The sequence below is a fragment of the Ensifer sp. Root1252 genome (genome assembly GCF_001425885.1).
GTDB lineage: Bacteria > Pseudomonadota > Alphaproteobacteria > Rhizobiales > Rhizobiaceae > Ensifer > Ensifer canadensis.
Genome location: NZ_LMDT01000034.1, coordinates 141798 through 167626, shown reverse-complemented (window position 1 = coordinate 167626; position 25829 = coordinate 141798). Strand labels below are relative to the sequence as shown.

Below are 25829 nucleotides of genomic sequence, written 5' to 3'. Positions count from 1 at the left end.
AGGCGACTTCCGAATGGTGCTCGCGAGTCGGATAAGGCGGACCCATTATGTGTAGCGGCGCATTCCCGTGGCGCACAGTCGCGAATTGTGACGATATCCGTTCTTTTCGCGCCGTTTGGGCGAATGCACTTGTCTCAAGCCCATGAATAGGGTCGAACTTGTCCCGGTTGAGCGGCGCTTCCCTCGGGGAGCGCGGAGGTCTCGGCTTGACAAAGCCGGCGCATCATGCGCTTTTCCGCCCGATTTTGATCATGTTGCCGCGCGCCGTTCCGGCGAGCCTGCGCGGCGCTTTGCAATTCCGGGATAACACCATGCACCGCTACCGCAGCCACACCTGTGCCGCCCTCCGCAAGTCGGATGTCGGCTCCACCGTTCGCCTTTCCGGCTGGGTCCACCGCGTCCGCGACCATGGCGGCCTGCTCTTCATCGACCTGCGCGATCATTACGGCATCACCCAGGTCGTCGCCGATCCCGATAGCCCTGCCTTCAAGGCCGCCGAGACCGTCCGCGGCGAATGGGTTGTCCGTATTGATGGCCTCGTCAAGGCCCGTATGGACGACACCGTCAACAAGGGCATGCCAACAGGTGAAATCGAGCTCTACGCCCAGGAGATCGAGGTTCTCTCGGCCGCCAAGGAACTGCCGCTGCCGGTGTTCGGCGAGCCGGACTATCCGGAAGACGTGCGCCTGAAGTACCGCTTCCTCGACCTGCGCCGCGACACGCTGCACAAGAACATCGTCAAGCGCACCCAGATCATCTCGTCGATGCGCCGCCACATGGGCGACGTCGGCTTCACCGAATACACGACCCCGATCCTGACGGCGTCGTCGCCGGAAGGCGCACGCGACTTCCTCGTGCCGTCGCGCATCCATCCCGGCAGCTTCTACGCGCTGCCGCAGGCGCCGCAGCAGTACAAGCAGCTGCTGATGGTCGCCGGTTTCGACCGCTACTTCCAGATCGCGCCGTGCTTCCGCGATGAAGACCCGCGCGCCGACCGCCTGCCGGGCGAATTCTACCAGCTCGACCTCGAAATGAGCTTCGTCGAGCAGGAAGACGTCTGGACGACGATGGAGCCGGTGATCCGCGACATCTTCGTCGAGTTTGCCGACGGCAAGCCGGTGACGGAAAAGTTCCCGCGCATTCCTTACGACACGGCGATCCGCAAATACGGTTCCGACAAGCCGGACCTGCGCAACCCGATCGAGATGCAGGCCGTTACCGAGCACTTTGCCGGTTCAGGCTTCAAGGTCTTCGCCAACATGATCGCCTCGAACCCGAAGGTCGAAGTCTGGGCCATCCCGGCCAAGACCGGTGGTTCGCGCGCGTTTTGCGACCGCATGAACGCCTGGGCCCAGAGCCAGGGCCAGCCGGGTCTCGGCTACATCTTCTGGCGCAAGGAAGGCGAGAAGCTCGAAGGCGCCGGTCCGCTTGCCAAGAACATCGGCGAGGAGCGCACCGATGCGATCCGCACCCAACTCGGCCTCGATGATGGCGATGCCTGCTTCTTCGTCGCCGGCGACCCGTCGAAATTCTACAAGTTTGCAGGCGAAGCCCGCACGCGGGCAGGCGAGGAACTGAACCTCGTAGACCGTGACCGCTTTGAATTCTGCTGGATCGTCGACTTTCCGTTCTACGAATGGCTGGAAGACGAAAAGAAGATCGACTTCGCCCACAACCCCTTCTCGATGCCGCAGGGTGGCCTCGAGGCGCTGAACAGCGAAGATCCGCTGTCGCTCAAGGCCTACCAGTACGACATGGTCTGCAACGGCTTCGAGATCGCGTCCGGCTCGATCCGTAACCAGCTGCCGGAAGTCATGGTCAAGGCGTTCGAGCTGACCGGCAAGTCGCAGCAGGAAGTGGAAGAGCAGTTCGGTGGTCTCTACCGAGCGTTCCAGTACGGCGCGCCTCCGCATGGTGGCATGGCCTTCGGCATCGACCGCGTCGTCATGCTGCTGGTCGGCGCCAAGAACCTGCGCGAGATCTCGATCTTCCCGATGAACCAGCAGGCTGTCGATCTGCTGATGGGCGCGCCGTCCGAGGCGACATCAGCCCAACTGCGCGAACTGGCGCTTCGCCCGATCCCGCAGAAGAAGGACTAAGGTCCGAAGCGATCAAAGAAGCAACGGACCCGGCAGCGCTCGCTGCCGGGTTTTTTCATTTCGGCAATCCAAGGGCTTACGGCTGGGCATAGAGCGCGTCGCGAACGCCCCGGGTGAACTCGGTGCCGTCCGATTCCTCGGTCTGACCCACGCCAACTCGCAGCCGATGGCGCTAGCCCGTTGATCCTAGAAATCCATTCCGGGTCCGCCCGGCAGTTGCGCGGCGCCATCCTTTTTCGGCTTTTCGGCGATCATCGCCTCGGTTGTGACCAGGAGCCCGGCGACTGACGCTGCGTCCTGCAGAGCGGCGCGCACGACCTTGGCCGGATCGATGACGCCCATTTTGAACAGATCGCCGTATTCGCCGGTCTGAGCATTCCAGCCGTAAGCGAAATCGGTTTTCTCACGCAGCTTGCCGACGATGATAGAGCCTTCGGCGCCGGCATTCTCGGCAATCTGGCGCACGGGCGTCTCGATTGCACGCCTGACGATCTCGACGCCGACGCGCTGTTCCGCATTGGCAGTCTTGATATTGTCGAGCGCGTTGACGACCCGAAGCAGGGCGACGCCGCCGCCCGGCAAGATGCCTTCCTCGACGGCCGCGCGCGTCGCATGCAGCGCGTCATCGACACGGTCCTTCTTTTCCTTCACTTCGACCTCGGTCGAGCCGCCGACGCGGATCACGGCAACACCGCCCGAGAGCTTAGCAAGCCGTTCCTGCAGCTTCTCCCGGTCGTAGTCGGAGGTACTCTCCTCGATCTGCGCCTTGAGCTGGCTGATGCGGCCACCGATGTCGGCCTTGGTGCCGGCGCCATCGACGATGGTGGTGTTTTCCTTCTCGATCATCACGCGTTTGGCGCGGCCGAGCGTTTCCAGCGTGACATTCTCAAGCTTGATGCCGACGTCGTCGGAAACCACCGTCCCGCCCGTCAGCACCGCGATATCCTCAAGGATCGCCTTGCGCCGGTCGCCGAAACCCGGTGCCTTGACGGCGGCGATCTTGAGCCCGCCACGCAGCTTGTTGACGACCAGCGTCGCCAATGCCTCGCCTTCGACGTCTTCGGCGATAATGAGCAGCGGGCGGCTCGCCTGGATGACCGATTCGAGGATCGGGATCATCGCCTGCAGGTTGGAGAGCTTCTTTTCGTGGATGAGGATGTAGGGATCTTCGAACTCGACCCGCATCTTCTCCTGGTCGGTGATGAAGTAGGGCGAAAGGTAGCCCCGGTCGAATTGCATGCCCTCTACGACTTCGAGTTCGATCTCGGCGGTCTTGGCTTCCTCAACGGTGATCACGCCTTCGTTGCCGACTTTGGCCATCGCCTCGGCGAGATATCGGCCGATCTCCGTATCGCCGTTGGCGGAGATGGTGCCGACCTGGGCGATCTCCTCATTATTGGCGATCTTGCGGGCGCGGACCTTAAGTTCGGCGACGATGGCGTCGACGGCGAGATCTATGCCGCGCTTGAGGTCCATGGGGTTCATGCCGGAGGCAATCGCCTTGACGCCTTCTTTCACGATCGCCTGCGCGAGCACGGTTGCCGTCGTTGTCCCATCGCCGGCAACATCGCTGGTGCGTGACGCCACCATGCGCAGCATTTGCGCGCCCATGTTCTCGAACTTGTCTTCGAGCTCGATCTCCTTGGCGACGGACACGCCGTCCTTGGTGATGCGCGGGGCGCCAAAGGACTTTTCGATGACGACATTTCGTCCCTTTGGCCCGAGCGTCACTTTCACGGCATTGGCAAGAATATCGACACCGCGCAGCATGCGATCGCGGGCATCGCTACTGAACTTGACTTCCTTGGCTGTCATAGTCGGCCTCCCTCAACACGAAACTCGCAGTCACGTGGCCAGCCATCACGAGATGGCTCCTGACGTCTTGGTCATTACATCTGCCTCGTCGGGCGTCTCCTCAGCGCCCCAAAGTTCATTCCTCGCCGTCATCCGGCGTCAGGATGTCGATCAAAGCCGCAACGCGCCCGGCCGGCAGATGTCGTCCTTCGCCGATCAGCGCTTCGTCGTTGTTGACCCAGGCGATCGCTTCGGCGAGTTCGGCCGCACTGGCCCCGGTAGCCAGCAGCTCTGCCATCAGCGTTTCGTCGACCGGGCCAAGAATGGCGGTGATATCCGCGTGTTTCAGTCCCATGGCGTTCTCCTTCCGTGTGATCGGTCAGGAATGCGGGATGGAGTCTTGTCTTCAGACAGATGTAGATAGGCGACTGCTCGCGGGCATCAAGCAGATACGATCATAACATGGAACGCACGCGCGCGAAAAAGCCCGGCGGAAGTCGCTATACTTGCCATGGCCCGGTTCGGGTCACTCCGGTCGGAGCGAATTGTCGAGAAAGTACCACTGGTCGAGATTTGCCCGGATAACCGGCTCGATGGCGTTGTTCAGCATCAGGATATCGTCAAGCTGGCGTGCCCCGGGGCGCTCTTCGGGCGGGAGCCGGATAGGCGCCAGCGCGCGGCATTCGAAGCGGAAACCCTCGGTGCGCAGATTGTACCACGGGCAAATGGTGGCGCCGGTCATGCGTGCCAGACGAATGGCAATGGCAAAGTTTCCTTCGAGATGCGGCTTGCGGTCGAAGAATGGTCCGCGAATGAAGCCGCCAAAACCTTCGTCGCAGAACGTGCTGACGACGCCGCCATTCTTCAGGATCTTGATCGCCGGCCGAATGCCCTCGGCGCCCGGCGGCAGGAACCGCAAGCCCGCCTTGCTGCGGACGCGCTCGGCGATCCAGGCTTTGGCGCGGCCCTTGGGCGGGAGGTAGAAGGCATGGGGGTGGACATTGATGCTCTGCAGTACAGTCGGACCAACTTCCCAGTTGCCAAGATGCATACCGACGATGATGACCGGGCCGGCCTTGGCCGCTTCGCCGATAATGTCGAGGCCGTGCAATGTCAGGCGGTCACGGTTGTTTTGCAACCGGTTCACGACGGAGAATTCGGTCATCAGCCGACCCTGTGCCCGGCAGTTCTCGCGAAAGAGCGCCGCCTGCTCGGCCTCGTTGAGATCGGGTCGCAGTGCGCGGATCGTTTCTTGCGCACGCCGTGATGCCACCTTGTGGAAACGCGGCACGGCAAACAGACCAAGGGCTGCACCAAGGTTGGAGCAGGCGTCCATCGGCAGGAGTTTCATCCCGAAATGCCCGGAGAGGTGCGCGAGGTTCCAGAGATTGGCCGTCACCCAATAGCGCCAGAAGGCGCGGAAGCCTTCGCGGCCGGAAAGGGCATCCACAAAGGAGGGCCGCCCTTCGCTGGCGAATGTCCACGCCTTTCGCTTGGCGATTCTTTCGGCCTGGCTCGGCTCTTCAGTGGTCATGGGATGCTTTCTGCCGTCGATGAAGGGTCACCGGAAGCCCGCCCTTTGGCCGCAGCGTCAGGCGGCAGATGGGCTCGACCTTGTGGCCGTCGACGACGGTCACCCGGAACTGCTGTGCAATGATCGCCAGGCACAGGATTGCTTCGGTCAGGCCGAAATGCAAGCCCGGGCACACGCGTGGTCCGCTTGCAAACGGAATGTAACTATAGGGCGTCGGGCGACGTCCGCCCATGAAGCGGTCCGGGCGGAAATGGTGCGGGTCCTCAAACAGGCTTTCCGTTCGGTGGAGAAGCCACGGGACGATCAGAACGAGCGATCCGCGTTCAGCGGCGATATCGCCGATCATTTCGGCTTGGCGCGTTTGGCGCGCGAGAATGGGGACGGGCGGATAGAGGCGAAGGGTCTCTTCAATGATGGCCTTGCACCATTCGAGTTGCGGTACGTCGTCGATCGTCGGAACGCGATCGCCGCAGACACGGCCAATCTCTTCATGGAGCGCCTTTTCCACCCATTTGGCGCGAGACAGCAGATACCAGGCCCAGGTCAGCGTGGCGGCTGTCGTTTCATGGCCCGCCATGAAGATGGTCGCCGCTTCGTTGCGCAGGGCAACCAGGTCGAGTTTCAACTCCGGGTTTCGTTGTTGTCGACGGATCAGCAGCTCAACCATCGAATTGTGATCGCCGCGACCTTCCAGGTGATCCTCGACCACCTTGTCGATGATCTGATGGATACGCTTGACCGAGCGGCGAAGCGTCGGCGTTCGCAAGATCGGTAGCCCGTCGTCGAAACCGAGGAAGTAGCCGAGGTTGATCGAATCGACCAGCGATTGGTAGCTCGTGAAGCTGTCGGTGACCGCCGCAGCACTGTCGTCGCCGAGCTGGTTTCCAAAAACGCTGCGGGCAATGATTTCGGCGGTCAGTCCAGCCATTTCGTGCAGGGCGTTGACTTGCGTGCCGTCCGGCATCCCGTTCCAGCGCTCGACCAATTCGGTGGTCGTGCGCTCCATCACCGGACCGAAGGCCGGCACTCTTTTGGCATGCACGATGTCGGCGACCAGGGGACGCCGCTGTTTCCAGGTTTCGCCGTCCGAGATGAAGAGGCCGTCGCCCAAAAGGAACTCGAGCGCCCGGCGCATCTGCGGGCTCTTGCGCTCGAAGTTCTCATGACGCTTGACGACGACCTGACGGATGAGGTCGGGCGAGTTGACCAGAATGACCTGCCGGCCGATCAGCCGGATCTGGGAAACCTTCTCGGTAAAGTCGTTGTTTCGCCAGATGGATAGGAAATCTGTTCTCGCCTGAAGCAGAAGTCTGAGGGGCTTGCCTGGTGGGCCTGCATAATATTCGGCGCGCGCAGGCTCAAATTTTTCTTCCGACAGCTCTTCCCTGAACTTTACCGGTTGATGGAACCACCCAGCCATTGACGTCCGATCTGTCGAAAAAAGAGAGATGATTACTTCTGCGTTCGGCGTTCAGTTCAGCTGGTTGTTCGCAAGAAAACGGCTCTCCAAACAGGAAATCCGCCGCTTGTATTCTTAGCTGTTCTTCCTTGGATCGAAGTCGTCAGCGTGGATTTGTTTGGCTGTCGGTATCGGTATGCGGTCGAAAAAGTCGCGCAGAAAGAGGTGTCAGGCAAAGCGCCATTCAGGTCTTACGCTTGCAAGTCATGCTGAAAAAAGATGCAGTCGCCCGCGAGAGGCGCGCCAGTAATAGTGGCTGCGCGGACATGGGGAAGCAAGGCAGGCGAAATAAAACGGCGCACGGAAATGCGGGTTTTCAACCGAAAAGCGCGGGGCAACAGCTATTCCAGTACGCGCCGGCCGGCTTGATCGTCCGTTTAACCGGCAGCGCCGGCACCGGGCGCCGATGCTAAAACGCCGGCGACTTCGATGACAACAGTGTCTTGCGAAGTCGCCGGCGGCGATTGTCAGACTATGACTTTAGCGATCAATCGTTCGCCGTCACCTTGACGCCCAGCACCGAAGGGATGGTGTTCGGCGCGCCCATTGCCGCACCCATGATCATGGGGAACGGCACCGGCTTTTCCGGTGCGGCGCTGATCGTCAGGCTCTTCGGGCCGTCGAGATAGGTGTTGACCGCGGACGATACCTGATTCTGCAGTTCCGGCACGTTGAGCTGCGCCATCATCAATGGAACGAGGCCCTTCAGCGATTGGGCCAGCTGATCGCCGGTAACGCCCTGCTGCGAACCCGCATAGTCGAGCGCCTTCTTGGTGATGGAGGCGTCGTCGAAGCGGACCTCGGCGCTGTTGAAGGTCAACTGCTGCATCAGCCCCATCATAGCAAGGCCCATGGCCTGATTGGCCTCTTCCTTGTTCGGGTTGGCTTCTGCGGTCTTCATGGCTTCCTGGAGCGACTTCATGAAGGCAAGCGTGTAGCCCGAGATGTCGACGGCGAGGTTCAGCCGCCCGACATTCTTGAAGTCGAAGGCATATTCTTCCAGCGCGACGTTGCCGCTTTCGATTTCCCAGCTGCCCTTCATGGTCACGGCGCCATCAAGCTTGGTCAGGCCGAGCTTCTCGATGGCGTCCTTGGTCTTGGGGTCTTCGACTTCGGAAAGGTCGGCCTTGAGGCCGGCAGCCGTTGCGTCGAAGTCAAAGCCGGCATCGTTTTCCTGGCGGGCGAGGTTTGCTTCGCTGCTTTCGAGCGAGAAAACTTCCTTGCCTTTGGCGCTGACCGTGATCGGGCCGGTGCTGGCGCTCTCGTAGAGCAGGATATCGTTGATCGTGCCGCCGGCCGGGTTGGCGGGGATCGACAGACCCGAAACGAGAATATCCTTGACGGCGAAGCTGCCCGCGTCCTGCGTGACATTGACGTCGGGGAAGGAGACGGTCTCGGCATAGTAGCCGCCGCCTTCGGTTTCTTCGACGCCTTCAAAAGTGATGTCGCCGATCTTCAGCGCGTCGCCGGGCTGGCCCGCGAGTTTGACCTGGACGCCCGAGGCCGTGACGGTGTCGCCGCTGACTTCGGCCTTGTCGAAGGTGAGCGTGGTGCCGTTCGAGTTCGTCGCCGCATCGAGCTTCTTCATCATGTCCGCACCATCAAGCGCGAAGGCCGGGCCGGTCAGGGTCAGGAGTGCGGCGCTGGCCATCATCAGGCGGATCTTGCGCGTATGCATCATTGTGGAGTTCCTTCGTGAAAATATTTGATTGTTTAGCTGTGTTGAAGAAGCGGTGTCGCTAATCTGGTTCATATCGGCAAGCTGCGTCAACTGAGGTGGACAGCCGTGTCGGCCGACGAAATATGCCGTGCCTATGGCTCCATCTCCCCTCAGTTCGCGTCCCGCAATGTCCCCCTCGCAAATCATCCAAATCAACAGCAGCCGAACCTAATACGAAACAGGGCGAAATTATATTCGCTTGATGAAATCACACAGCTTCCGCGCCCGGATGCTTTCCAGGGCGTTACTGGTGGCGATCGCTCATCCATGGCATAACCGTCTAAGCGTTGCATGAACATTGCAGCGCCCGGTCTGCGCCGTTCAATAGCGCGCCGGCGGCGACTTGTGGTTCTCCACAGCGCGATCCCCTGAAATCCTTGATGTTCCGGGTTTGTTGCGCTAGCAAGAACATATGGGACAAAGCCTTACTCCCCCGTCTGGCGGGGATGATCATATTCAGCCGGTTGACCTGAAGGCGGCGCTGGAAGAGCGTTACCTCGCCTATGCCTTGTCGACCATCATGCATCGCGCGCTTCCTGATGTCCGCGACGGCTTGAAGCCGGTGCATCGACGCATCGTTCATGCCATGAGCGAGATGGGGCTCAGGCCGAACACCTCGTTCAAGAAATGCGCCCGCATCGTCGGCGACGTCATGGGTAAGTTCCACCCCCATGGCGACGCCTCGATCTACGACGCACTGGTGCGCCTGTCCCAGGAATTCGCGATCCGGTATCCGCTGGTGGACGGGCAGGGCAACTTCGGCAATATCGACGGCGATAACGCCGCTGCCATGCGTTACACCGAAGCGAAGATGACCGACGTCGCCTCGCTTCTGCTTGAGGGCATCGATCAGGACGCGGTGGATTTTCGTCCCACCTACAACGAGGAAGACCAGGAGCCGGCGGTGCTTCCCGGCGCCTTCCCGAACCTGCTTGCCAATGGTGCGACCGGCATTGCCGTCGGCATGGCGACATCGATCCCGCCGCACAACGCCCATGAACTGTGCGACGCAGCGCTGCATCTGATCCGCCATCCCGAGGCGACCGTCGAGGATCTGCTCTACGATCCTGCCAATCCGCAGCGGGGCGGGATCGAAGGGCCGGATTTCCCGACCGGCGGCATCATCGTCGAAAGCCGTGCGAGCATGGCGGAGTCCTATCGCACCGGTCGCGGTGGCTTTCGCGTGCGGGCGCGCTGGGTTTCGGAAGAGCTCGGTCGCGGCGGCTACCAGATCGTCATCACCGAGATCCCCTATCAGGTCCAGAAGTCGCGGCTGATCGAGAAGATCGCCGAACTGCTCGTTGCGCGCAAACTGCCGCTGCTGGAGGATATCCGGGACGAATCGGCGGAAGATATCCGCATTGTGCTGGTGCCGAAGAGCCGTTCCGTCGATGCCGGCATCCTGATGGAATCGCTCTTCAAGCTGACAGAGCTTGAAAGCCGCATCCCGCTCAACATGAACGTGCTGTCGATGGGACGCGTGCCGCGCGTCATGGCGCTCAACGAAGTGTTGACGGAGTGGCTTGCTCACCGCCGCGACGTCCTGCAGCGTCGTTCGCGCCACCGCCTGGCTGCGATCGAGCGGCGCCTCGAGATTCTTGGCGGTTATCTCGTCGCCTATCTCAATATCGACGAGGTTATTCGCATCATCCGCGAGGAGGATGAGCCGAAGGCCGTGATGATGGAGCGGTTTTCGCTCACCGACCTCCAGGCCGAGTCGATCCTCAACATGCGGCTGCGCTCTTTGCGCAAGCTGGAAGAATTCGAGATTCGCACGGAGTTCGACGCGTTGTCGAACGAAAAGGCCGAGATCGAGGCGCTGCTCGCTTCCGAGGAGAAGCAGTGGCAGACTGTCGCCTGGGAAATCGGCGAGGTGAAGAAAAAGTTTGCCAAGGCGACCGAGATCGGCAAGCGGCGCAGCACCTTTGCGGATGCGCCGGACGCCGACATCGAAGCCATCCAGCAGGCGATGATCGAGAAGGAACCGATCACCGTCGTCATCTCTGAAAAGGGCTGGATCAGGGCGCTGAAGGGCCACATCTCCGATACCTCGACGTTGCAATTCAAGGAGGGGGATGCGCTCAAGGTGGCGTTCCCAGCGCAGACGACCGACAAGATCCTCGTCTTCACCACGGGCGGCAAGGTTTATACGCTCGGCGGCGACAAGCTGCCCGGCGGTCGCGGTCATGGCGAACCCTTGCGCATCATCGTCGATATGGAAAATGACCAGGACGTGCTGACGGCATTCGTGCACGACCCGGCGAGAAAGCTCATCGTGGCCTCTGTTGCCGGTAACGGCTTTGTCGTGACGGAAAGCGATATCGTCGCCAATACCCGCAAGGGCAAGCAGGTGATGAATGTCGCCAACAACGATGAGGCGAAGTTGGTTGTTTCCGTCAAGGGCGACCATGTCGCCGTTGTCGGCGAAAACCGCAAGATGCTCGTTTTCCCGCTGGCGCAGATTCCGGAAATGGCGCGGGGCAAGGGCGTCCGGCTGCAGCGCTACAAGGATGGCGGCATCTCCGATATCCGCTGCTTTGCAATCGCAGACGGCCTCGTCTGGGAAGACAGCGCCGGCCGCGTCTTCACCAAGGGCAAGGACGAACTGATTGAGTGGCTGGCCGATCGCGCCTCTGCCGGTCGCGTCGTGCCCAAGGGCTTCCCGCGCAGCGGCAAGTTCAGCGGCTGATCCATCGCTGCCTGCGCGGCTTGGCTGCGCAGGCCGATACCCATCTGCTTCTAAAGCAATCTGAAATTTAGTAGAATGCCCCGTTTTCGGCGCTTGAAAGCAACGTGCGGTCGTGGATCAATAATCGTCCAACAGGATGAAGACCATGCCAAATTCTGCTGCCCTTGACGACATTCTGCTCGCACTCGCGAATCCGGTTCGCCGGCGGATATTCGAGATATTGCTCGGCGGAGAAACGCGGGTTGTCGAGGTGGCCGCCGCCGTCGCCGTGACGCCGGATGCACTCGAGCAGCACCTGCGCATCCTTGAGGAAGCCAGCCTGGTTTCGCGTCTACCTGCCCGTGATGGCGAGGCCGTGTGCGGCAATCCCGCACCTCTTGATGTCGCTGCCGCCTGGATCGACATGAACCGTGCGCTTTGGTCGATGCACAGCCAAGTGGCGTACTCTTTGGAGGGCGGTAGAACGTCAGCCTGACGAACCTTCGCTGACAATCGTTATTTCGCCGCCTTGCGGACGGCCGCTACCTATTCGGGGCAGGGCAGAGCCGCGCGGACGGGGCGGCTGCGCATCTGCCAGAGAGAGTGGCCGATAAGCGCAAGGATAAGGACGGCGCCGCCGGCAAGCGTCTGCGTCGTCGGGCTTTCGGCGAAGACAAGCCAGACCCAGATCGGTGCCAGGATGGTTTCGAGCAGATAGAACATACCCACTTCCGGTGCCGACAGGAACCGCGGCCCTGTTGCCAGACAGAAGAAGGCAAGCGGGATCATCACCAGGCCGTTGAACAGGATGTATTGCGGAGCCGCGATCGCGAAGCCGCCGGCAGGCAAGAGCAGAAGCGCGACTGCGGCCGGAAAGATGGCGGTCACCAGCGGCACCAAAGCCATGTCGCGGCCGCTTGCCCGGCTGATGGTGATGGCGCTGGCGAGCAGGAAGGCGGAACTTGCCGCCATCGCGTCGCCGAAGATATGGCCACTTTCAAGCCCGTCCTGCACGATCAGCCCCACGCCGATCACCATGGCTGCCATCGTCACGAGCGTTGCGTTGGAAGGGCGTTCCTTCAGGAAGATCCAGGAAAGCAGTGCCGCGAACATCGACGTGAAGGCAAGAATGAAGACGACGTTTGCCGTTGACGTGTTGAAGACGGCCAGCAGGAACGTGCACGAGTTGATGCCGTAAAACAGACCGACGACCAGCCCGGTCTTGCCCGGAATGAGTGAGATCTTGCGGCGAAGCAGCCGATTGAGCACGAACCATGCCAGGAGGCCGATGAAGAAAGTCGAAAGGCTGCGCACCGCGAGCAGCGACCAGACCTCGCCGCCGGCGGATCGGATGAGCGGAATGTCGAAGGAGAGAGCAAGGCCGCCAAGGCCGGTGATCGCAAGTCCGCGCCGGTGCAGCGCGGCATCAGTGGAAGGGTTCAATTTTCAATCCGTTTCCGTCGAGGGCATTTCTGAAGGAGCGTCAGGACCATCGTAGCGCTCCCAGCCGCGCGGCATAAGATGCTCCTGCGGCAAAAATTTCGTCTTGTATCCCATCTTGCGCGACCCCTTGACCCAATAGCCGAGATAGACATGCGGGAGGCCGCGCTCCTTGGCGCGCCGGATATGATCGAGAATCATGAAGGTGCCGAGCGAGCGCTCCTCATGCGCAGGGTCGAAGAAGGAATAGACCATCGAAAGCCCGTCACCCATGCGGTCGGTCAGCGCTGTCGCGATCAGCGGTCCGCGCGCTCTCTCGCTGATGCCGTCGCCTTCGGTCCTTAAGCGATACTCGATGATCTTGGTGTGCACATGGGTGTCTTCGACCATCATCGCATAGTCGAGAACCGACATGTCGGACATGCCACCCTTCTGGTGTCGTCGGTCGAGATAGCGGCGGAAGAGGTTGTACTGTTCGCTCGACGGCTCGGCCGGATATTCCGATGAGATCACGTCGCTGTTGGTCGCGAGCACGCGGCGCATCGACCGGCTCGGCGAAAATTCGTTGGCGAGAATTCGAACGGAAATGCAGGCGCGACAGGTTTCGCAGGCGGGCCGATAGGCGATGTTCTGCGAGCGGCGGAAGCCGCCCTGGGTCAGGAGGTCGTTGAGCTCCGGTGCGCGCTCGCCCACCATGTGGGTAAACACCTTTCGCTCCATCTCATTCGGCAGATAAGGGCAGGCTGCCGGTGCAGTGAGATAGAATTGCGGAGACGGTGTGGTCTGTGTGTTCATCGAGTGCGGCGGTCACTCTTCGCGCGGTTGTTCATGACAGTAGCATGGCGGAAGAATGGAAAACGTCAACTCACACGTTTGGGGCGGTCGCCCCTTGCGCGCGGATTGTTCGTCGTCGATTGCTTCGGCAGGGTTCAGTAGGTGTCGCGACGGACCGTTACGGTGCCAATCAGCAGATCGTGCAGCAGGCGGCTGCGATCTGTAAACAGTCCGATCAGCAGAATCAGCGGCGTCAACAGCGCGTTGGCGATCCAGAAGATGACGAGATGCACGATCGCCGTCAGGAAGTCCATTGGTCGTCCGTCAGTGCGCGCAATCGCCAGTCCCATCATCCGCATGCCGGGCGATGCCTGCTCGCGGCCGCCCACGGTCACGCCGAAATAGAGCATCGCTACCAGCGCAAAAAGCACGGGATAGAGCAGGAAGCCGAGGCCGAGCGTCAGGATGCCGAGGAAGAACACAACGACGGCGGCCGGGATCCACAAGAGCGCGATGATGACATAGTCGAGAATGAAGGCGAACACCCGCCGCGACAGCACACCCTGATAGGCGCGCCAGTCATTGCTCGGCAGCCGCAGTTCTTCGTTGTGCATCGTCATCTCTATAGGCCCCGCATAGTTGTAAGCTCGATATGGGTTGGCATTGCGTGCAAAACAAGGATTGCCCGCCACGCGCCGCCTGCAGTTTGCAAAGGTGAGGGCGTTACCGCCCCTTGGCCAGGATCCTTGCGACCTCGATGGCGAAGTAGCTGAGGATGCCGTCGCAGCCGGCGCGCTTGAAGGCGAGCAGCGTTTCGAGCATCACCTTCTCGCCGTCGATCCAGCCATTGGCGGCCGCCGCCTTGACTTGAGAGTATTCGCCCGACACCTGGTAGGCGAAAACCGGAAGGCCGAAGGCCTCCTTCATGCGCCAGCAGATGTCGAGGTAGGGCAGGCCGGGCTTGACCATCAGCATGTCGGCGCCTTCCTCGACGTCGAGTGCGGCGTCGCGGATCGCCTCGGTGCCGTTGGCCGGGTCGATATAATAGGTCTTCTTGTCGCCCTTGAGCAGACCGCCGGTGCCGATCGCCTCGCGATAGGGACCGTAGAAGCCGGAAGCGAATTTCGTCGCATAGGCCATGATGCCGACATTCTGGTGGCCCGCCGCGTCGAGCGCCTGGCGGATCGCACCGATGCGACCGTCCATCATGTCGGAAGGCGCGATGATATCGGCGCCGGCGTCGGCCTGGCCGACAGCGGCCCTGGCGATCGTCTCCACCGTCTCGTCGTTGACGATTTCGCCATCGCGCAGGATGCCGTCGTGGCCGTGGCTGGTGAACGGGTCGAGCGCCACGTCGGTTATGACGCCGATCTCGGGCACGGCCTTCTTGAAGGCGCGCGTCGCCTGGTTGATGAGATTGTCGGCGGCAAGGCTGTTGGAGCCGGTCTCGTCGCGCAGCGACAGATCTATATTGGGAAAGGTGGCGATTGCCGGGATGCCGAGATCGGCGGCTTCTTTCACCGCTTCCACCGCCGTGTCGATGCTCATGCGGTTGACGCCAGGCATGGCATCGATCGGCTGCACGATGTTGCTGCCCGGCACGATGAAGATCGGCCAGATCAGGTCGTCGACCGTCAGGCGGTTTTCCTGCACCAGCCGGCGCGTCCAATCGGCCTTGCGGTTGCGGCGCATGCGGCGGTGTCCGGTAATCCTGTCCACAAGATTCGTCCTGTCGTTCATCGCGCCGCGCCTTTCCTTGGAAACTGTGAGGTGGCATGCGCTTTATCATGTGGGGGCCACGCTTGGAAACCGCGCCGCGCACGACCGGCCTGCGGCATTTCTTCCCCGTCGCCAATCGACAAAGGGGGGGAGGGGCTTCCTTCGTGCTGGCGGATGGCGTCGACCCGCCCTATCTTGCCGCCCATGCTTCATGATTCTGCCCATGTGCCGAAACCATCGCTGACCGAGATCCTTTTCGGTCTGTTCCTGCGGCTGGTGTCGGCCTCGTGCTTCTGGTTCGCGCTGAACTATTGGGCCATGCTGATCGGCTTCTCCCATGGCGGTGCCGGCCGTTTCGATCTATTGACGCCGGAGTGGCGGGCAGCGGCTACCGCGCTTGCCGTGGTCTACCCCGTGGCTGCCCTCGGGCTGTGGCTGCTGGTCTCCTGGGGACCGGTGGTCTGGGTGGTAGCGGCAGCGATCGAAATCGCGATGTACGAGTTCTATCCCGTCAGTTTCGGCGCCCGTCCGTTGCTGATTGCGCTGCACGGGGCCGTCGCCGTTACCTTCATCCTTTTCAGGGCCGCGCTGTTCTATCAACGCTACCGGCAGGCGAGACAGGTAAGAGTTGATTCACCCTGAGACAGACTCGCCGAATGGTAAGCTCATGTTAAGGCTGCGGTTTAAGTAGAATTTTAGACGTATTCGATAGGGTCTCACTCAAGGCGGGAAGACAAACAGACACCGCCAAACAAAACAGTGAGGCAGTCAAATGAACACGAAGATGAAGCCGCAGGTCGCTGCGCCCCGAGACCCTCAGGAAGAAACCATCCGCGGTCTCTACATGGAATCCCTCCACCTCGTCGAGCGTCTGCACCGCCGTCTGCTCGACGTTATCAAGGACGAGTTCGACCGTCAGGGTCGCGACGATGTCAACGCCGTCCAGGCTCTGTTGCTGTTCAACATCGGCAACTCCGAGCTGACCGCCGGCGAGCTTCGCTCCCGCGGCTACTACCTCGGCTCGAACGTCTCCTACAACGTCAAGAAGCTCGTCGACCTCGGTCTCATCAACCACCAGCGCTCACGGGTCGACCGTCGTTCGGTCCGCATCAGCCTGACGGAAGACGGTCAGGAAATCGCCGAAACCGTCGCCAAGCTCTACGAGCGTCACATCGGCTCGATCCAGAAGGTTGGCGGCATCGGTTCAGATGAGTTCACCCAGATGAACAAGCTGCTGCAGCGCCTCGATCGCTTCTGGAACGACTCGATCATGTACCGCCTGTAATCGGCGTCGCTTACCTCCAGTTCAATGGCCGGACGCAATCCTTGCGTGTCCGGCCTTTGCCGTTTTTCGGTCCCGGCGATGTTGCCGAAAGGCCGCAGTGGGCCCAAGCAAGAGGCGTGCCACATGCCTTCGGCCGCCGCCCGAGACACGAATTGGCCATATTGGTGTGACAGCGACGAGAGCATGCGGTAGGTGCGCCCACGTGTTTTCATCGATGTGGTTTCGTTTCGCGTACGCCTGCCGGATGAGGGACCTCGCTCGCGGTATCGTGAATGCGAGGGCAGGGTGGCTCGTTGGTTGACCTTTGTTAACCACGATCGTGTTAGGGCTCCGGCAACATGCGTGCCTGCGCATAGGGCGCGTGCCAACGCATTGGGATGGTAGGAATATGTCGAAAAAGAATGGAATTGATGCATTCTCGCGCCGTGCATTTCTGCGCTCGGCCGCAACCTTCGGTGCCGTCGCTTGCGCGGGAGCCGCGGGCGCACAGGACGCCCTGAACGAGATCATCAATTCGCCACGCCGCGGCTCCTGGGACGACCAGTACGACGCCAAGGCATCGCGCACGGCGACCACGGTCGTGTCCAATACGCCGGTCTTCGGCCCGGAGACGATCAGCCATGTCCAGCAGGCGATCTTCGACTATCAGAACATCGTTTCGTCAGGCGGTTGGCCGATGGTGGCAACCAGCCTCAAGCTCGAGATCGGCGTTACCGATCCTTCGGTGCAGCAACTGCGCCAGCGCCTGATGGTTTCCGGCGACCTGCCGCGTTCGGCCGGCATTTCGTCGCAGTTCGATTCCTACGTCGACGGCGCCGTAAAGCGCTTCCAGGCCCGCCACGGCCTCCCGGCGGACGGCGTCATTGGCGAATACACGCTGAAGGCCATCAACGTTCCGGCGACCACCCGTCTCGGCCAGTTGCAGACCAATCTCGTGCGCCTGCAGTCGATGTCCGGTGACCTCGGCCGCCGCTACGTGATGGTCAACATCCCGGCTGCCTACATCGAAGCTGTGGAGAACGGCCGCGTCGCGCTGCGCCACACCGCCATCGTCGGCAAGATCGACCGCCAGTCGCCGATCCTCAATTCCAAGATCTACGAGGTCATTCTCAACCCCTATTGGACCGCGCCGCGCTCGATCATCCAGAAGGATATCATGCCGCTGATGCGCAAGGATCCGACCTACCTGAAGCGCAATGCCATCCGCCTGTTCGATGGCAGCGGTGGCGAAGTGTCGCCAGAAACGGTCGACTGGAATGCCGAGAAGGCGCCGAACCTGATGTTCCGTCAGGATCCGGGCAAGATCAACGCGATGTCGTCGACGAAGATCAACTTCCACAACGAGCATCAGGTCTACATGCACGATACGCCGCAGCAGGGCCTGTTCAACAAGCTGATGCGTTTCGAATCGTCCGGCTGCGTTCGCGTCCAGAACGTTCGCGACCTTTCGAGCTGGCTGTTGAAGGAAACACCCGGCTGGTCGCGCCAGCAGATGGAAGCCACGATCAAGACCGGCGTCAACACTCCGATCACGCTGGCCGAAGAAGTTCCGGTCTTTTTCACCTACATCACCGCCTGGTCGGCGACAGATGGCGTCGTCCAGTTCCGCGACGACATCTATCAGCGCGATGGCGCGACAGAACTTGCACTGCAGACGCCCTATGGCGTCGAGCAGTCCTCCGGCTCGGTCGAGCAGGACGCTCTGCCGCAATAAGCAAAGTCGGGACAATAATTTGAAAAAGCCGCGCTTGCCTTGGCAGTGCGGCTTTTTCGTTGGTCCATGGCTGCGATGTTTAGGCGCGGCAGATGGGGGAAATGACGCAAACCGCACAGCGGATATTGCTCTCGCCGTGCGAGGAAGCTAAAGAACTGCCACCTTTGAGAGGAGCCTCGCCCGATGCTTGCACAGAACAATGATGCCTTCTTCACCCGCTCTCTCGCCGACAGCGATCCGGAAATCTTCGGTGCGATCGAAAAGGAGCTGGGTCGCCAGCGCCACGAGATCGAACTGATCGCCTCCGAGAACATCGTTTCGCGCGCCGTGCTCGAGGCCCAGGGCTCGATCATGACCAACAAATATGCCGAGGGCTATCCGGGCAAGCGCTATTACGGCGGCTGCCAGTTCGTTGATATCGCCGAGGAATTGGCGATCGAGCGTGCCAAGAAGCTCTTCGGTGCCAAGTTCGTCAACGTGCAGCCGAACTCCGGCTCGCAGATGAATCAGGCCGTGTTCCTGGCACTCCTGCAGCCAGGCGACACCTTCATGGGTCTCGACCTCAATTCGGGCGGTCACCTGACGCACGGCTCGCCGGTCAACATGTCCGGCAAGTGGTTCAACGTGGTTTCCTACGGCGTTCGCGAGAGCGATCACCTGCTTGACATGGACGCCGTCGCCGAGAAAGCGCGCCAGCATAAGCCGAAGCTGATCATCGCCGGCGGCACCGCCTATTCCCGCATCTGGGACTGGAAGCGTTTCCGCGAGATCGCCGACGAAATCGGCGCCTATCTGATGGTCGACATGGCGCACATTGCCGGCCTCGTTGCCGGTGACCAGCATCCGTCGCCGGTTCCGCATTGCCACGTTGCAACGACGACCACACACAAGTCGCTGCGCGGCCCGCGCGGTGGCATGATCCTGACCAATGACGAGGATATCGCCAAGAAGATCAACTCGGCGGTCTTCCCGGGTCTCCAGGGTGGCCCGCTGATGCACGTCATCGCCGCCAAGGCCGTTGCCTTCGGCGAAGCGCTGCAGCCGTCCTTCAAGGACTATGCGGCCCAGGTCGTCAACAACGCCCGCACGCTTGCAGAGACGCTCAAGGCGAACGGCCTCGACATCGTTTCCGGCGGCACCGACAACCACCTGATGTTGGTTGACCTGCGCAAGAAGAACGCGACCGGCAAGCGCGCCGAGGCAGCCCTTGGCCGCGCCTATGTCACCTGCAACAAGAACGGCATCCCGTTCGATCCCGAAAAGCCGTTCGTCACGTCGGGTGTCCGTCTCGGCACTCCGGCCGGCACGACGCGTGGCTTCAAGGAAGCCGAATTCAAGGAAATCGGTGAACTGATCGTCGAAGTGCTCGACGGCCTCAAGGTCGCCAACTCCGACGAAGGCAATGCTGCCGTCGAAGCGGGTGTGCGCGAGAAGGTGATGAAGCTCACCGAACGCTTCCCGATGTACGGCTACATGTGATCGGCTCATCATGCGCTGCCCCTATTGCGGTTCCGAAGACAGCCAGGTGAAGGACAGCCGTCCGGCAGAGGACGGCAACGCCATTCGTCGTCGCCGTATCTGCCCGGATTGCGGTGGTCGCTTCACGACCTTCGAACGGGTGCAGCTGCGTGAGCTGATGATCATCAAGAAGACCGGTCGGAAGGTGCCTTTCGACCGGGACAAACTACTGCGGTCTTTCGAGATCGCACTGAGAAAGCGCCCTGTAGATCGCGACCGCATCGAGCGGGCAGTTTCCGGCATCGTGCGACGGCTCGAAAGCTCCGGCGAGACCGAGATCCCTTCGGAAGAGATCGGCCTGCAGGTGCTGGAAGCGCTGAAGAGCCTCGACGATGTCGCTTTCGTCCGCTACGCATCGGTCTATCGGGATTTCTCCCACGCCGAAGATTTCGAGAAGGTCATCGCCGAGATCAGCGCCAAGATTGCGCGCGACCCCGGCGAATAGGAAAGCGCCCGGATCGCCATGGCCAATCCCACCCGTGAGGACGAGAGGTTTATGGCGGCGGCGCTGCGGCTGGCACGCCATCATCTCGGACAGACATCCACAAACCCATCGGTCGCCTGCCTGATCGTGAAGGATGGCATTGTCGTCGGACGGGCGGTAACCGCCAGCAGCGGTCGTCCGCATGCGGAAGCCCAGGCGCTTGCCGAAGCCAGAGAACGGGCGCGGCGCGCGACCGCCTATGTCACCCTCGAACCGTGCTCGCATCACGGCAAGACGCCGCCCTGCGCCGATGCGCTTGTCGCCGCCGGCGTTGCCCGTGTCGTCATCTCGATCCTCGACCCCGATGAACGCGTTGCCGGCCGCGGCGTCGTGCGTTTGCGCGATGCTGGAATCACGGTCGATATCGGCCTACTGCCGGAGGAGGGGCATCGCGCGCTCGAAGCCTATCTCATGCGGCAGGTCAGCAAACGTCCGCATGTGACTCTCAAGCTTGCCATTTCTGCCGACGGCATGATCGGCCGCAAAGGGGCTGGACAGGTCCGTATTACCGGTCCGATTTCCAGGGCGCAGGTTCAGATCCTCAGGGCGCAAAGCGACGCGATCCTGGTGGGCATCGGTACGGCGACCGCCGACGATCCGGAATTGACCGTGCGTCTTCCCGGACTTGAAGACCGCTCGCCCGTCCGCATCGTTCTCGATCGACGCTTGGACCTTTCTCCCGGATCGAAGCTCGTGCGCTCAGCACGCGATGTCCCGCTGATTGTCGTCTCCGGCGAGCCGTCGGGGCAACCGGAACTGGAGCCGGCTGGCGACCGGGCTGGCCGCCGCGCGGCGTTGGAGGCCGCCGGTGTCGAGGTGCTGGAAACCGGATCGGTCGCCGATCTGCTGACAGCGCTCGGTTCTCGCGGCATTTCCTCGCTGCTCGTCGAGGGTGGTGCCGTTGCCGCTCGTGCTTTCCTGGAGAGTGGCCTCGTCGATCGCATCCAGATCTATACCGGTCCGCAACAGATTGGCGAAAACGGTATCGCGTCCCCATTTGATCGGAAGTCCGTTCCTGCCGGCTTCACGCTCGTCAATTCCGCACGATACGGCGACGACCTTTTCGAAGAATACGAAAGAGAGAACTGATGTTCACAGGCATTGTCACTGATATCGGTACCGTTGACGCCGTTACGCCGCTGAAGGAAGGCGTGAAGCTGCGCGTCGCCACCAATTACGATCCGAAGACCATCGACATGGGGGCGTCCATCGCCCATTCCGGCGTTTGCCTGACGGTCACGGCTTTGCCTGATGGTGGCAGCAACGAGCGCTGGTTCGAGGTCGAGGCATGGGAGGAGGCGTTGCGGCTGACGACCATAGCCGGCTGGAAGAAGGGCACACGCATCAATCTCGAGCGGTCACTGAAGATCGGCGATGAACTCGGCGGCCATCTCGTTTCCGGTCATATCGACGACAAGGCCGAGATTCTCTCGATCGAATCTGAAGGTGATGCTGTCCGGTTCCGGTTGCGTGCACCAGCGCATCTGGCCAAGTTCGTTGCGCCCAAGGGGTCCGTCGCACTGGACGGCACGTCGCTTACAGTCAACAAGGTCGATGGCGCCGAGTTCGACGTGCTGCTGATCCGGCATTCGCTTGAGGTGACGACCTGGGGCGAACGCCAGGCTGGCGATTTCGTCAATTTCGAAGTCGATACGATGGCGCGCTACGCCGCCCGCCTTGCGGAGTTTCCCGCGCCGAAGGCTGAATAGGCGATCGCAGCCGCCGAGACCCGACAAGGTGCACCACCTCGAATGTGGAGATGGTGCACCTTTTTAGGTTGACCGCGCGCGGTTCAACGCACGTATAGGGTGAGGCTTCCGTTGGCACTCTGCACAGCGCCCGCTATATTGCCCATTTCGACGTTCTTGGCCTTCAGCGCGGCGGCTAATCCAGCGTTGCTGTTGACCGCCGCTTGCAAGGCGGCGCGCTGTTCTGGCGTCGCATGCTCGATCCACATGCGTGTCTGATCTTGTTCGCTCAGCGTACCGACATCGACGATGGTGAAGTTGTCTCCCTTGAACTCTTGCACCGTCTTCTCGATTTCAGCCGGCCATTCCATTTTGGCGTCTTGAGCGTGGGGGATAGCTGCGAAGGCGAGGGAAGAGAAAGCAGCAATGATTGATAGCTTGGCAATGCGATTCATGGTCATGCTCCCTGGTTGTTTGCGGCGCAGTAACCGGTAACCTGATACCCGAACATATTACCCAGTGCGGGTTTCTGGCGGGCCTGCTGGGGATGCGCATGGCAGTCGCCAGCGGGCTGTATTACGGGTGACTTACCCGCAGCGAAATTTGTTGGACGTCGACTGATCAGGTGGTGTTGCCTAAGGTTATAATTCGCCTCCACCCGAGGCCCAGCAACCTTACTTGCGATCTAGGCGTTTGGCAATTCAGGATTGTTTACGTTGCCAAATTCGCAGGCATTTGCCCCAAATGGGCCGTGGCACCAGCAAGCGGTCGTTGCCGTTCAAACATGATCACATGGGTTCCGTGATAGGACGTGCGCCAGAATTCCTTAAAGCCATGCTTTTCTGCGACGCGGATCGAAGCATTGTTGCCGACATCGATGATGCAGGTCTTCCGCAACTTCGGAAACTGTCGGTCGGCCCATTCGAGCGCGGCGGTAACAGCCTCGGTTGCAAGCCCCTGGCCATGTGCCTTGGGCGAAAGCGCCCATCCGGTTTCCATGGTTCCTTCGAGCGATGGCGTGATCAGCCGATGAACGTCATGAAAACCCGCTTCTCCGAGAAAGGTGCCGGTCGCTCGATCCTGGATGGCGAAGAAGCCGAAGCCGAAATAGTGCCACATGCCGACCTGGCGCAGGAACCGCGTCCAGGACTGCTCTCGCGTGTAGGGAACGCCGCCGACGAAACGCGTTACCTCACTGTCGGCAAACAGGGCGGCATAGGCCGTGAAGTCGTCACGTCGATAGGGACGCAGGACCAGGCGTTCGGTCTCGATGATAGGAACACTGTGCATGTTTTATCCACTGCTATTGGTTTGGAAAGGGGATCAGATGCCGGGCTCGCCGTCCCAGTAGTCGACGGCACTTTCAGGCCTGCCGGTGAACTGGAACCGGCGTTCGCCGCCGGCCGTGCGCGTCCTGGCGTGAAACTTTCCGGAATCCGGGTATTCGCAGATCTCGGTTGCGGCCATCGTCGAGATGGAGAGATATTTGAGCGGCACGGTTCCGGTGTTGATCAGGTGGTGTGCCGTCTCGGGGCCGCCGGCAGGTGCGCCCAGGATGTCCCCAGGCCCGACAGCGTAGCGCTCGGCGCCGAACCGATAGGTGCCTTCGCCTTCGAGGATGACGAACAGTTCCTCTTCCACATGATGGTTGTGGAACGGGCAACCGGATTTGCCCGGTGGCACTTCGCCATAGCCGATGCCTAGGTCTTTCAGCCCCAGCCGGCCGCCGAAAGACGCGTCGCGTGACTCGAAAAACGTGCCTTCCGACCAATGGTCGAGGGCAAGATCCCTCGGGTTGATGATGGGTTTGTTGGTGTCCGCCATGTATTCCTCCCTGGCGCTATCGGCGTCGCACGGGGCGACCTTAGTGGCTCCTCCGTGTCGCGCTTGATTTTTGGTCTGCCGACAATCGGTCAGGTGTCCGGCGGCGGCCATTCGTTCTTACGGGAAAATTTGCATTCGAAACGTGAAGAAAGGCGCGTGGCAATTCTGTCTTCAGGCAGGGGCATGGGCGCCTCGCGAATGGTTGAGGAGCGCGTGGTGAACCTGGCCGAGGTGGGCGGCGACATTGACGCAAAGGCTGCGGATCTCTTCCGTTGCCGCCAGCAGATCCGGCACCATGATCGTCATCATGCCGGCCGATGATGCCGAGCGCACGCCGTTATGGCTGTCCTCAAGCGCAAGGCAAAGCTCGGGCGGGACATCGAGCCGCCGAGCAGCCGTCAGGAAAGGTTCGGGATGCGGCTTGCCCAGTTGGTAGTCGCCGTGAGCGACGACGACAGGGAAGCGGTCGAACAATCCATGAAGGCCGAGGTTTCGCTCGACATCGTGATGCTCTGACGATGTGGCGATCGCAAAGGGAATGCCGAGGTCTTCCAATAGGTCGATGAGTTCGACCACACCCGGCTTCAACCGCAGTTCGGTCGTTGTCAGGGTATGGAAGGTGGCGGACGCCTGCCGCCAAAACCCGTCGAGATCGAAGTCTGCTCCGAAATGTCTGCTGAGTGATTGTCGCGTCGCTTCGCCGGAAAGCCCTATGGTCGCGAGATAAAGCGACAGCGGCATGATCTGCCCGAGCGCCTGCGCAGTCGTAAGCATCGCGTCGCGATAGAGTGCCTCGGTATCGAAGAGCAGGCCGTCCATGTCGAAGACGACGGCCTGAGGCATACTGGGCAGACGAATAGATATCGACGGATCGACATCATGCATTAGGGACAACCTTCGCTCGACTTCCATTGTCCGGGCCGGCTTTCTCTCCGGCCAGGCGTTGTGTAAGGTTTGATTATTGTCATTGTCGGCAACGCCTGGCTACCCCCTCAAGCGTGACACAAGCGTACCGCCCCATCTGGAGCGGGCAGGGCGCTACCGGCGTGCGACGCGGCAAAAGGGCGCCGAGAGCGGAATTTGCTTGCCATTCGACGCCGGTCATGGTTTGACCGCCGCCTCAGCCGGTCGCACCGGCGCAGAAATCTCAAGACAGGTGACCCATGGCGAAGACCAAGGCTGCCCACATCCTGATTGTGGAAGCACGCTTCTATGACGATATGGCCGACGCGTTGCTCGATGGCGCCAAACATGCGCTGGATGCAGCCGGCGCGACCTATGATATCGTGACAGTTCCCGGCGCACTCGAAATCCCGCCGGCAATCGCCATGGCGCTCGATGGCGCGGACGACGGCGGCACGGGCTACGACGGCTTCGTCGCGCTCGGCATGGTCATTCGCGGCGAGACCTATCATTTCGATATCGTCGCGAACGAATCCTCGCGTGCGATCATGGACCTCGCCGTCAGCGAAAGCCTTGCCATCGGCAACGGCATCCTGACGGTCGAAAATGATGATCAGGCCTGGGCGCGGGCGCGCCGGTCGGAAGGCGACAAGGGCGGCTTTGCAGCGCGCGCTGCGTTGACGATGATTGAACTGAAGAACAAATTGGGCACGGAACAGTGACGAACACCCCCTCGGATCAGCCGTTGAAACAGGCTAACCAACGCGGCGCGGCGCGTCTCGCGGCCGTGCAGGCGCTCTACCAGATGGATATCGGCGGCACCGGCGTGCTCGAAGTCGTCGCTGAATACGAAATGCACCGCCTCGGCCAGGAACTGGACGGCGATACCTATCTGAAGGCTGATGCGTCCTGGTTCCGCTCGATCGTTGCAGGCGTCGTGCGCGATCAGCGCAAGCTCGACCCGCTGATCGGCTCGGCATTGCAGGACGACTGGGCGCTGTCGCGGCTCGATTCCACCGTTCGTGCCATCTTGCGCGCCGGGACATTCGAGATGCTGGAGCGCAAGGACGTGCCTGTTGCGGTGATCGTCACCGAATATGTCGAAATTGCCAAGGCTTTCTTCGGAGACGACGAGCCGAAGCTGGTGAACGCCGTTCTTGACCGAATTGCCCGGCAGGTTCGCGGCGAACCCAAGAAGTAGCGCGG

At 61.2% G+C, this 25829-nt stretch carries 25 protein-coding genes; 12 read left to right on the top strand and 13 right to left on the bottom strand.

Features of this window, described 5'->3' with window-relative positions:
- Positions 1 to 311: 311 nt before the first annotated feature.
- Positions 312 to 2099, top strand: coding sequence for an aspartate--tRNA ligase (aspS, locus tag ASD02_RS27590; RefSeq protein WP_057212547.1), 1788 nt, complete (start codon positions 312 to 314; stop codon positions 2097 to 2099).
- Between the two features lie 186 nt (positions 2100 to 2285).
- Here aspS and groL read toward each other — a convergent pair whose 3' ends face one another.
- The 5 genes from groL to ASD02_RS27565 all read right to left on the bottom strand — a co-directional run bounded on the left by groL (position 2286) and on the right by ASD02_RS27565 (position 8567).
- Positions 2286 to 3914, bottom strand: coding sequence for a chaperonin GroEL (groL, locus tag ASD02_RS27585; RefSeq protein WP_057211442.1), 1629 nt, complete (start codon positions 3912 to 3914; stop codon positions 2286 to 2288).
- A gap of 115 nt (positions 3915 to 4029) precedes the next feature.
- Entirely contained in the window at positions 4030 to 4248 is a 219-nt protein-coding gene (locus ASD02_RS27580) for a hypothetical protein (protein WP_025426507.1), read from the bottom strand.
- Between the two features lie 171 nt (positions 4249 to 4419).
- Positions 4420 to 5427 (bottom strand): hypothetical protein, encoded by a 1008-nt coding sequence (locus ASD02_RS27575; protein ID WP_057221476.1) that lies wholly within the window; start codon positions 5425 to 5427, stop codon positions 4420 to 4422.
- Entirely contained in the window at positions 5417 to 6847 is a 1431-nt protein-coding gene (locus ASD02_RS27570) for a cytochrome P450 (RefSeq protein ID WP_025426509.1), read from the bottom strand. Before ASD02_RS27570 ends, ASD02_RS27575 begins: the two co-directional genes overlap by 11 nt.
- A 526-nt stretch (positions 6848 to 7373) precedes the next feature.
- Entirely contained in the window at positions 7374 to 8567 is a 1194-nt protein-coding gene (locus ASD02_RS27565) for a hypothetical protein (RefSeq protein WP_057211441.1), read from the bottom strand.
- A gap of 451 nt (positions 8568 to 9018) precedes the next feature.
- Between ASD02_RS27565 and parC the strand changes: the two genes are divergently transcribed.
- Entirely contained in the window at positions 9019 to 11295 is a 2277-nt protein-coding gene (gene parC / locus ASD02_RS27560) for a DNA topoisomerase IV subunit A (protein ID WP_025426511.1), read from the top strand.
- A gap of 136 nt (positions 11296 to 11431) precedes the next feature.
- The gene (locus ASD02_RS27555; protein WP_025426512.1) at positions 11432 to 11770 is read left to right on the top strand and encodes a helix-turn-helix domain-containing protein; all 339 of its coding nucleotides are present in this window, start codon (positions 11432 to 11434) and stop codon (positions 11768 to 11770) included.
- A gap of 50 nt (positions 11771 to 11820) precedes the next feature.
- Here ASD02_RS27555 and ASD02_RS27550 read toward each other — a convergent pair whose 3' ends face one another.
- From ASD02_RS27550 to hemB, 4 genes are all read right to left on the bottom strand, one after another.
- A complete protein-coding gene (locus tag ASD02_RS27550; RefSeq protein WP_025426513.1) occupies positions 11821 to 12717 on the bottom strand; it encodes a DMT family transporter in 897 nt (298 codons plus the stop codon).
- 3 nt (positions 12718 to 12720) lie between these two features.
- Positions 12721 to 13509, bottom strand: a complete 789-nt coding sequence (locus ASD02_RS27545) for an arginyltransferase (RefSeq protein WP_025426514.1) — start codon at positions 13507 to 13509, stop codon at positions 12721 to 12723.
- A gap of 134 nt (positions 13510 to 13643) precedes the next feature.
- On the bottom strand, positions 13644 to 14108 hold the full coding sequence (locus tag ASD02_RS27540) for an RDD family protein (protein ID WP_025426515.1): 465 nt from the start codon (positions 14106 to 14108) through the stop codon (positions 13644 to 13646).
- A 103-nt stretch (positions 14109 to 14211) separates the two neighbouring features.
- Positions 14212 to 15228, bottom strand: a complete 1017-nt coding sequence (gene hemB / locus ASD02_RS27535; protein ID WP_025426516.1) for a porphobilinogen synthase — start codon at positions 15226 to 15228, stop codon at positions 14212 to 14214.
- Between the two features lie 183 nt (positions 15229 to 15411).
- Between hemB and ASD02_RS27530 the strand changes: the two genes are divergently transcribed.
- From ASD02_RS27530 to ASD02_RS27500, 7 genes are all read left to right on the top strand, one after another.
- Positions 15412 to 15849 (top strand): DUF6163 family protein, encoded by a 438-nt coding sequence (locus ASD02_RS27530; RefSeq protein WP_025426517.1) that lies wholly within the window; start codon positions 15412 to 15414, stop codon positions 15847 to 15849.
- A gap of 130 nt (positions 15850 to 15979) precedes the next feature.
- Positions 15980 to 16492 carry a MarR family winged helix-turn-helix transcriptional regulator gene (locus ASD02_RS27525; protein WP_025426518.1) on the top strand — a complete coding sequence of 171 codons (513 nt, stop codon included), beginning with the start codon at positions 15980 to 15982 and terminating at the stop codon, positions 16490 to 16492.
- 388 nt (positions 16493 to 16880) lie between these two features.
- Positions 16881 to 18206, top strand: coding sequence for a murein L,D-transpeptidase (locus ASD02_RS27520; protein WP_025426519.1), 1326 nt, complete (start codon positions 16881 to 16883; stop codon positions 18204 to 18206).
- A gap of 183 nt (positions 18207 to 18389) precedes the next feature.
- Positions 18390 to 19685 (top strand): serine hydroxymethyltransferase, encoded by a 1296-nt coding sequence (gene glyA / locus ASD02_RS27515; RefSeq protein ID WP_025426520.1) that lies wholly within the window; start codon positions 18390 to 18392, stop codon positions 19683 to 19685.
- 10 nt (positions 19686 to 19695) lie between these two features.
- A complete protein-coding gene (nrdR, locus tag ASD02_RS27510; protein WP_003529310.1) occupies positions 19696 to 20169 on the top strand; it encodes a transcriptional regulator NrdR in 474 nt (157 codons plus the stop codon).
- Between the two features lie 18 nt (positions 20170 to 20187).
- Positions 20188 to 21297, top strand: a complete 1110-nt coding sequence (ribD, locus tag ASD02_RS27505) for a bifunctional diaminohydroxyphosphoribosylaminopyrimidine deaminase/5-amino-6-(5-phosphoribosylamino)uracil reductase RibD (protein WP_025426521.1) — start codon at positions 20188 to 20190, stop codon at positions 21295 to 21297.
- Positions 21297 to 21917 carry a riboflavin synthase gene (locus tag ASD02_RS27500; protein WP_025426522.1) on the top strand — a complete coding sequence of 207 codons (621 nt, stop codon included), beginning with the start codon at positions 21297 to 21299 and terminating at the stop codon, positions 21915 to 21917. Before ribD ends, ASD02_RS27500 begins: the two co-directional genes overlap by 1 nt.
- A gap of 83 nt (positions 21918 to 22000) precedes the next feature.
- Here the strand turns inward: ASD02_RS27500 and ASD02_RS27495 are convergent, their stop codons facing one another.
- The 4 genes from ASD02_RS27495 to ASD02_RS27480 form a co-directional block, all read right to left on the bottom strand.
- Positions 22001 to 22351, bottom strand: coding sequence for a hypothetical protein (locus tag ASD02_RS27495; protein ID WP_025426523.1), 351 nt, complete (start codon positions 22349 to 22351; stop codon positions 22001 to 22003).
- A gap of 256 nt (positions 22352 to 22607) precedes the next feature.
- A complete protein-coding gene (locus ASD02_RS27490) occupies positions 22608 to 23186 on the bottom strand; it encodes a GNAT family N-acetyltransferase (RefSeq protein ID WP_025426524.1) in 579 nt (192 codons plus the stop codon).
- 33 nt (positions 23187 to 23219) lie between these two features.
- The gene (locus tag ASD02_RS27485; protein ID WP_025426525.1) at positions 23220 to 23720 is read right to left on the bottom strand and encodes a cupin domain-containing protein; all 501 of its coding nucleotides are present in this window, start codon (positions 23718 to 23720) and stop codon (positions 23220 to 23222) included.
- Between the two features lie 171 nt (positions 23721 to 23891).
- The gene (locus tag ASD02_RS27480; RefSeq protein ID WP_057211439.1) at positions 23892 to 24605 is read right to left on the bottom strand and encodes an HAD family phosphatase; all 714 of its coding nucleotides are present in this window, start codon (positions 24603 to 24605) and stop codon (positions 23892 to 23894) included.
- A gap of 278 nt (positions 24606 to 24883) precedes the next feature.
- On the opposite strand from ASD02_RS27480, the gene ribH reads away from it, so the two are divergent.
- Together ribH and nusB are read left to right on the top strand one after the other, a co-directional pair.
- Positions 24884 to 25345: a 6,7-dimethyl-8-ribityllumazine synthase gene (gene ribH, locus ASD02_RS27475; RefSeq protein WP_025426527.1), complete on the top strand. Its 462-nt coding sequence runs from the start codon at positions 24884 to 24886 to the stop codon at positions 25343 to 25345.
- Positions 25342 to 25824, top strand: a complete 483-nt coding sequence (gene nusB, locus ASD02_RS27470) for a transcription antitermination factor NusB (RefSeq protein WP_025426528.1) — start codon at positions 25342 to 25344, stop codon at positions 25822 to 25824. Before ribH ends, nusB begins: the two co-directional genes overlap by 4 nt.
- Positions 25825 to 25829 lie beyond the last annotated feature (5 nt).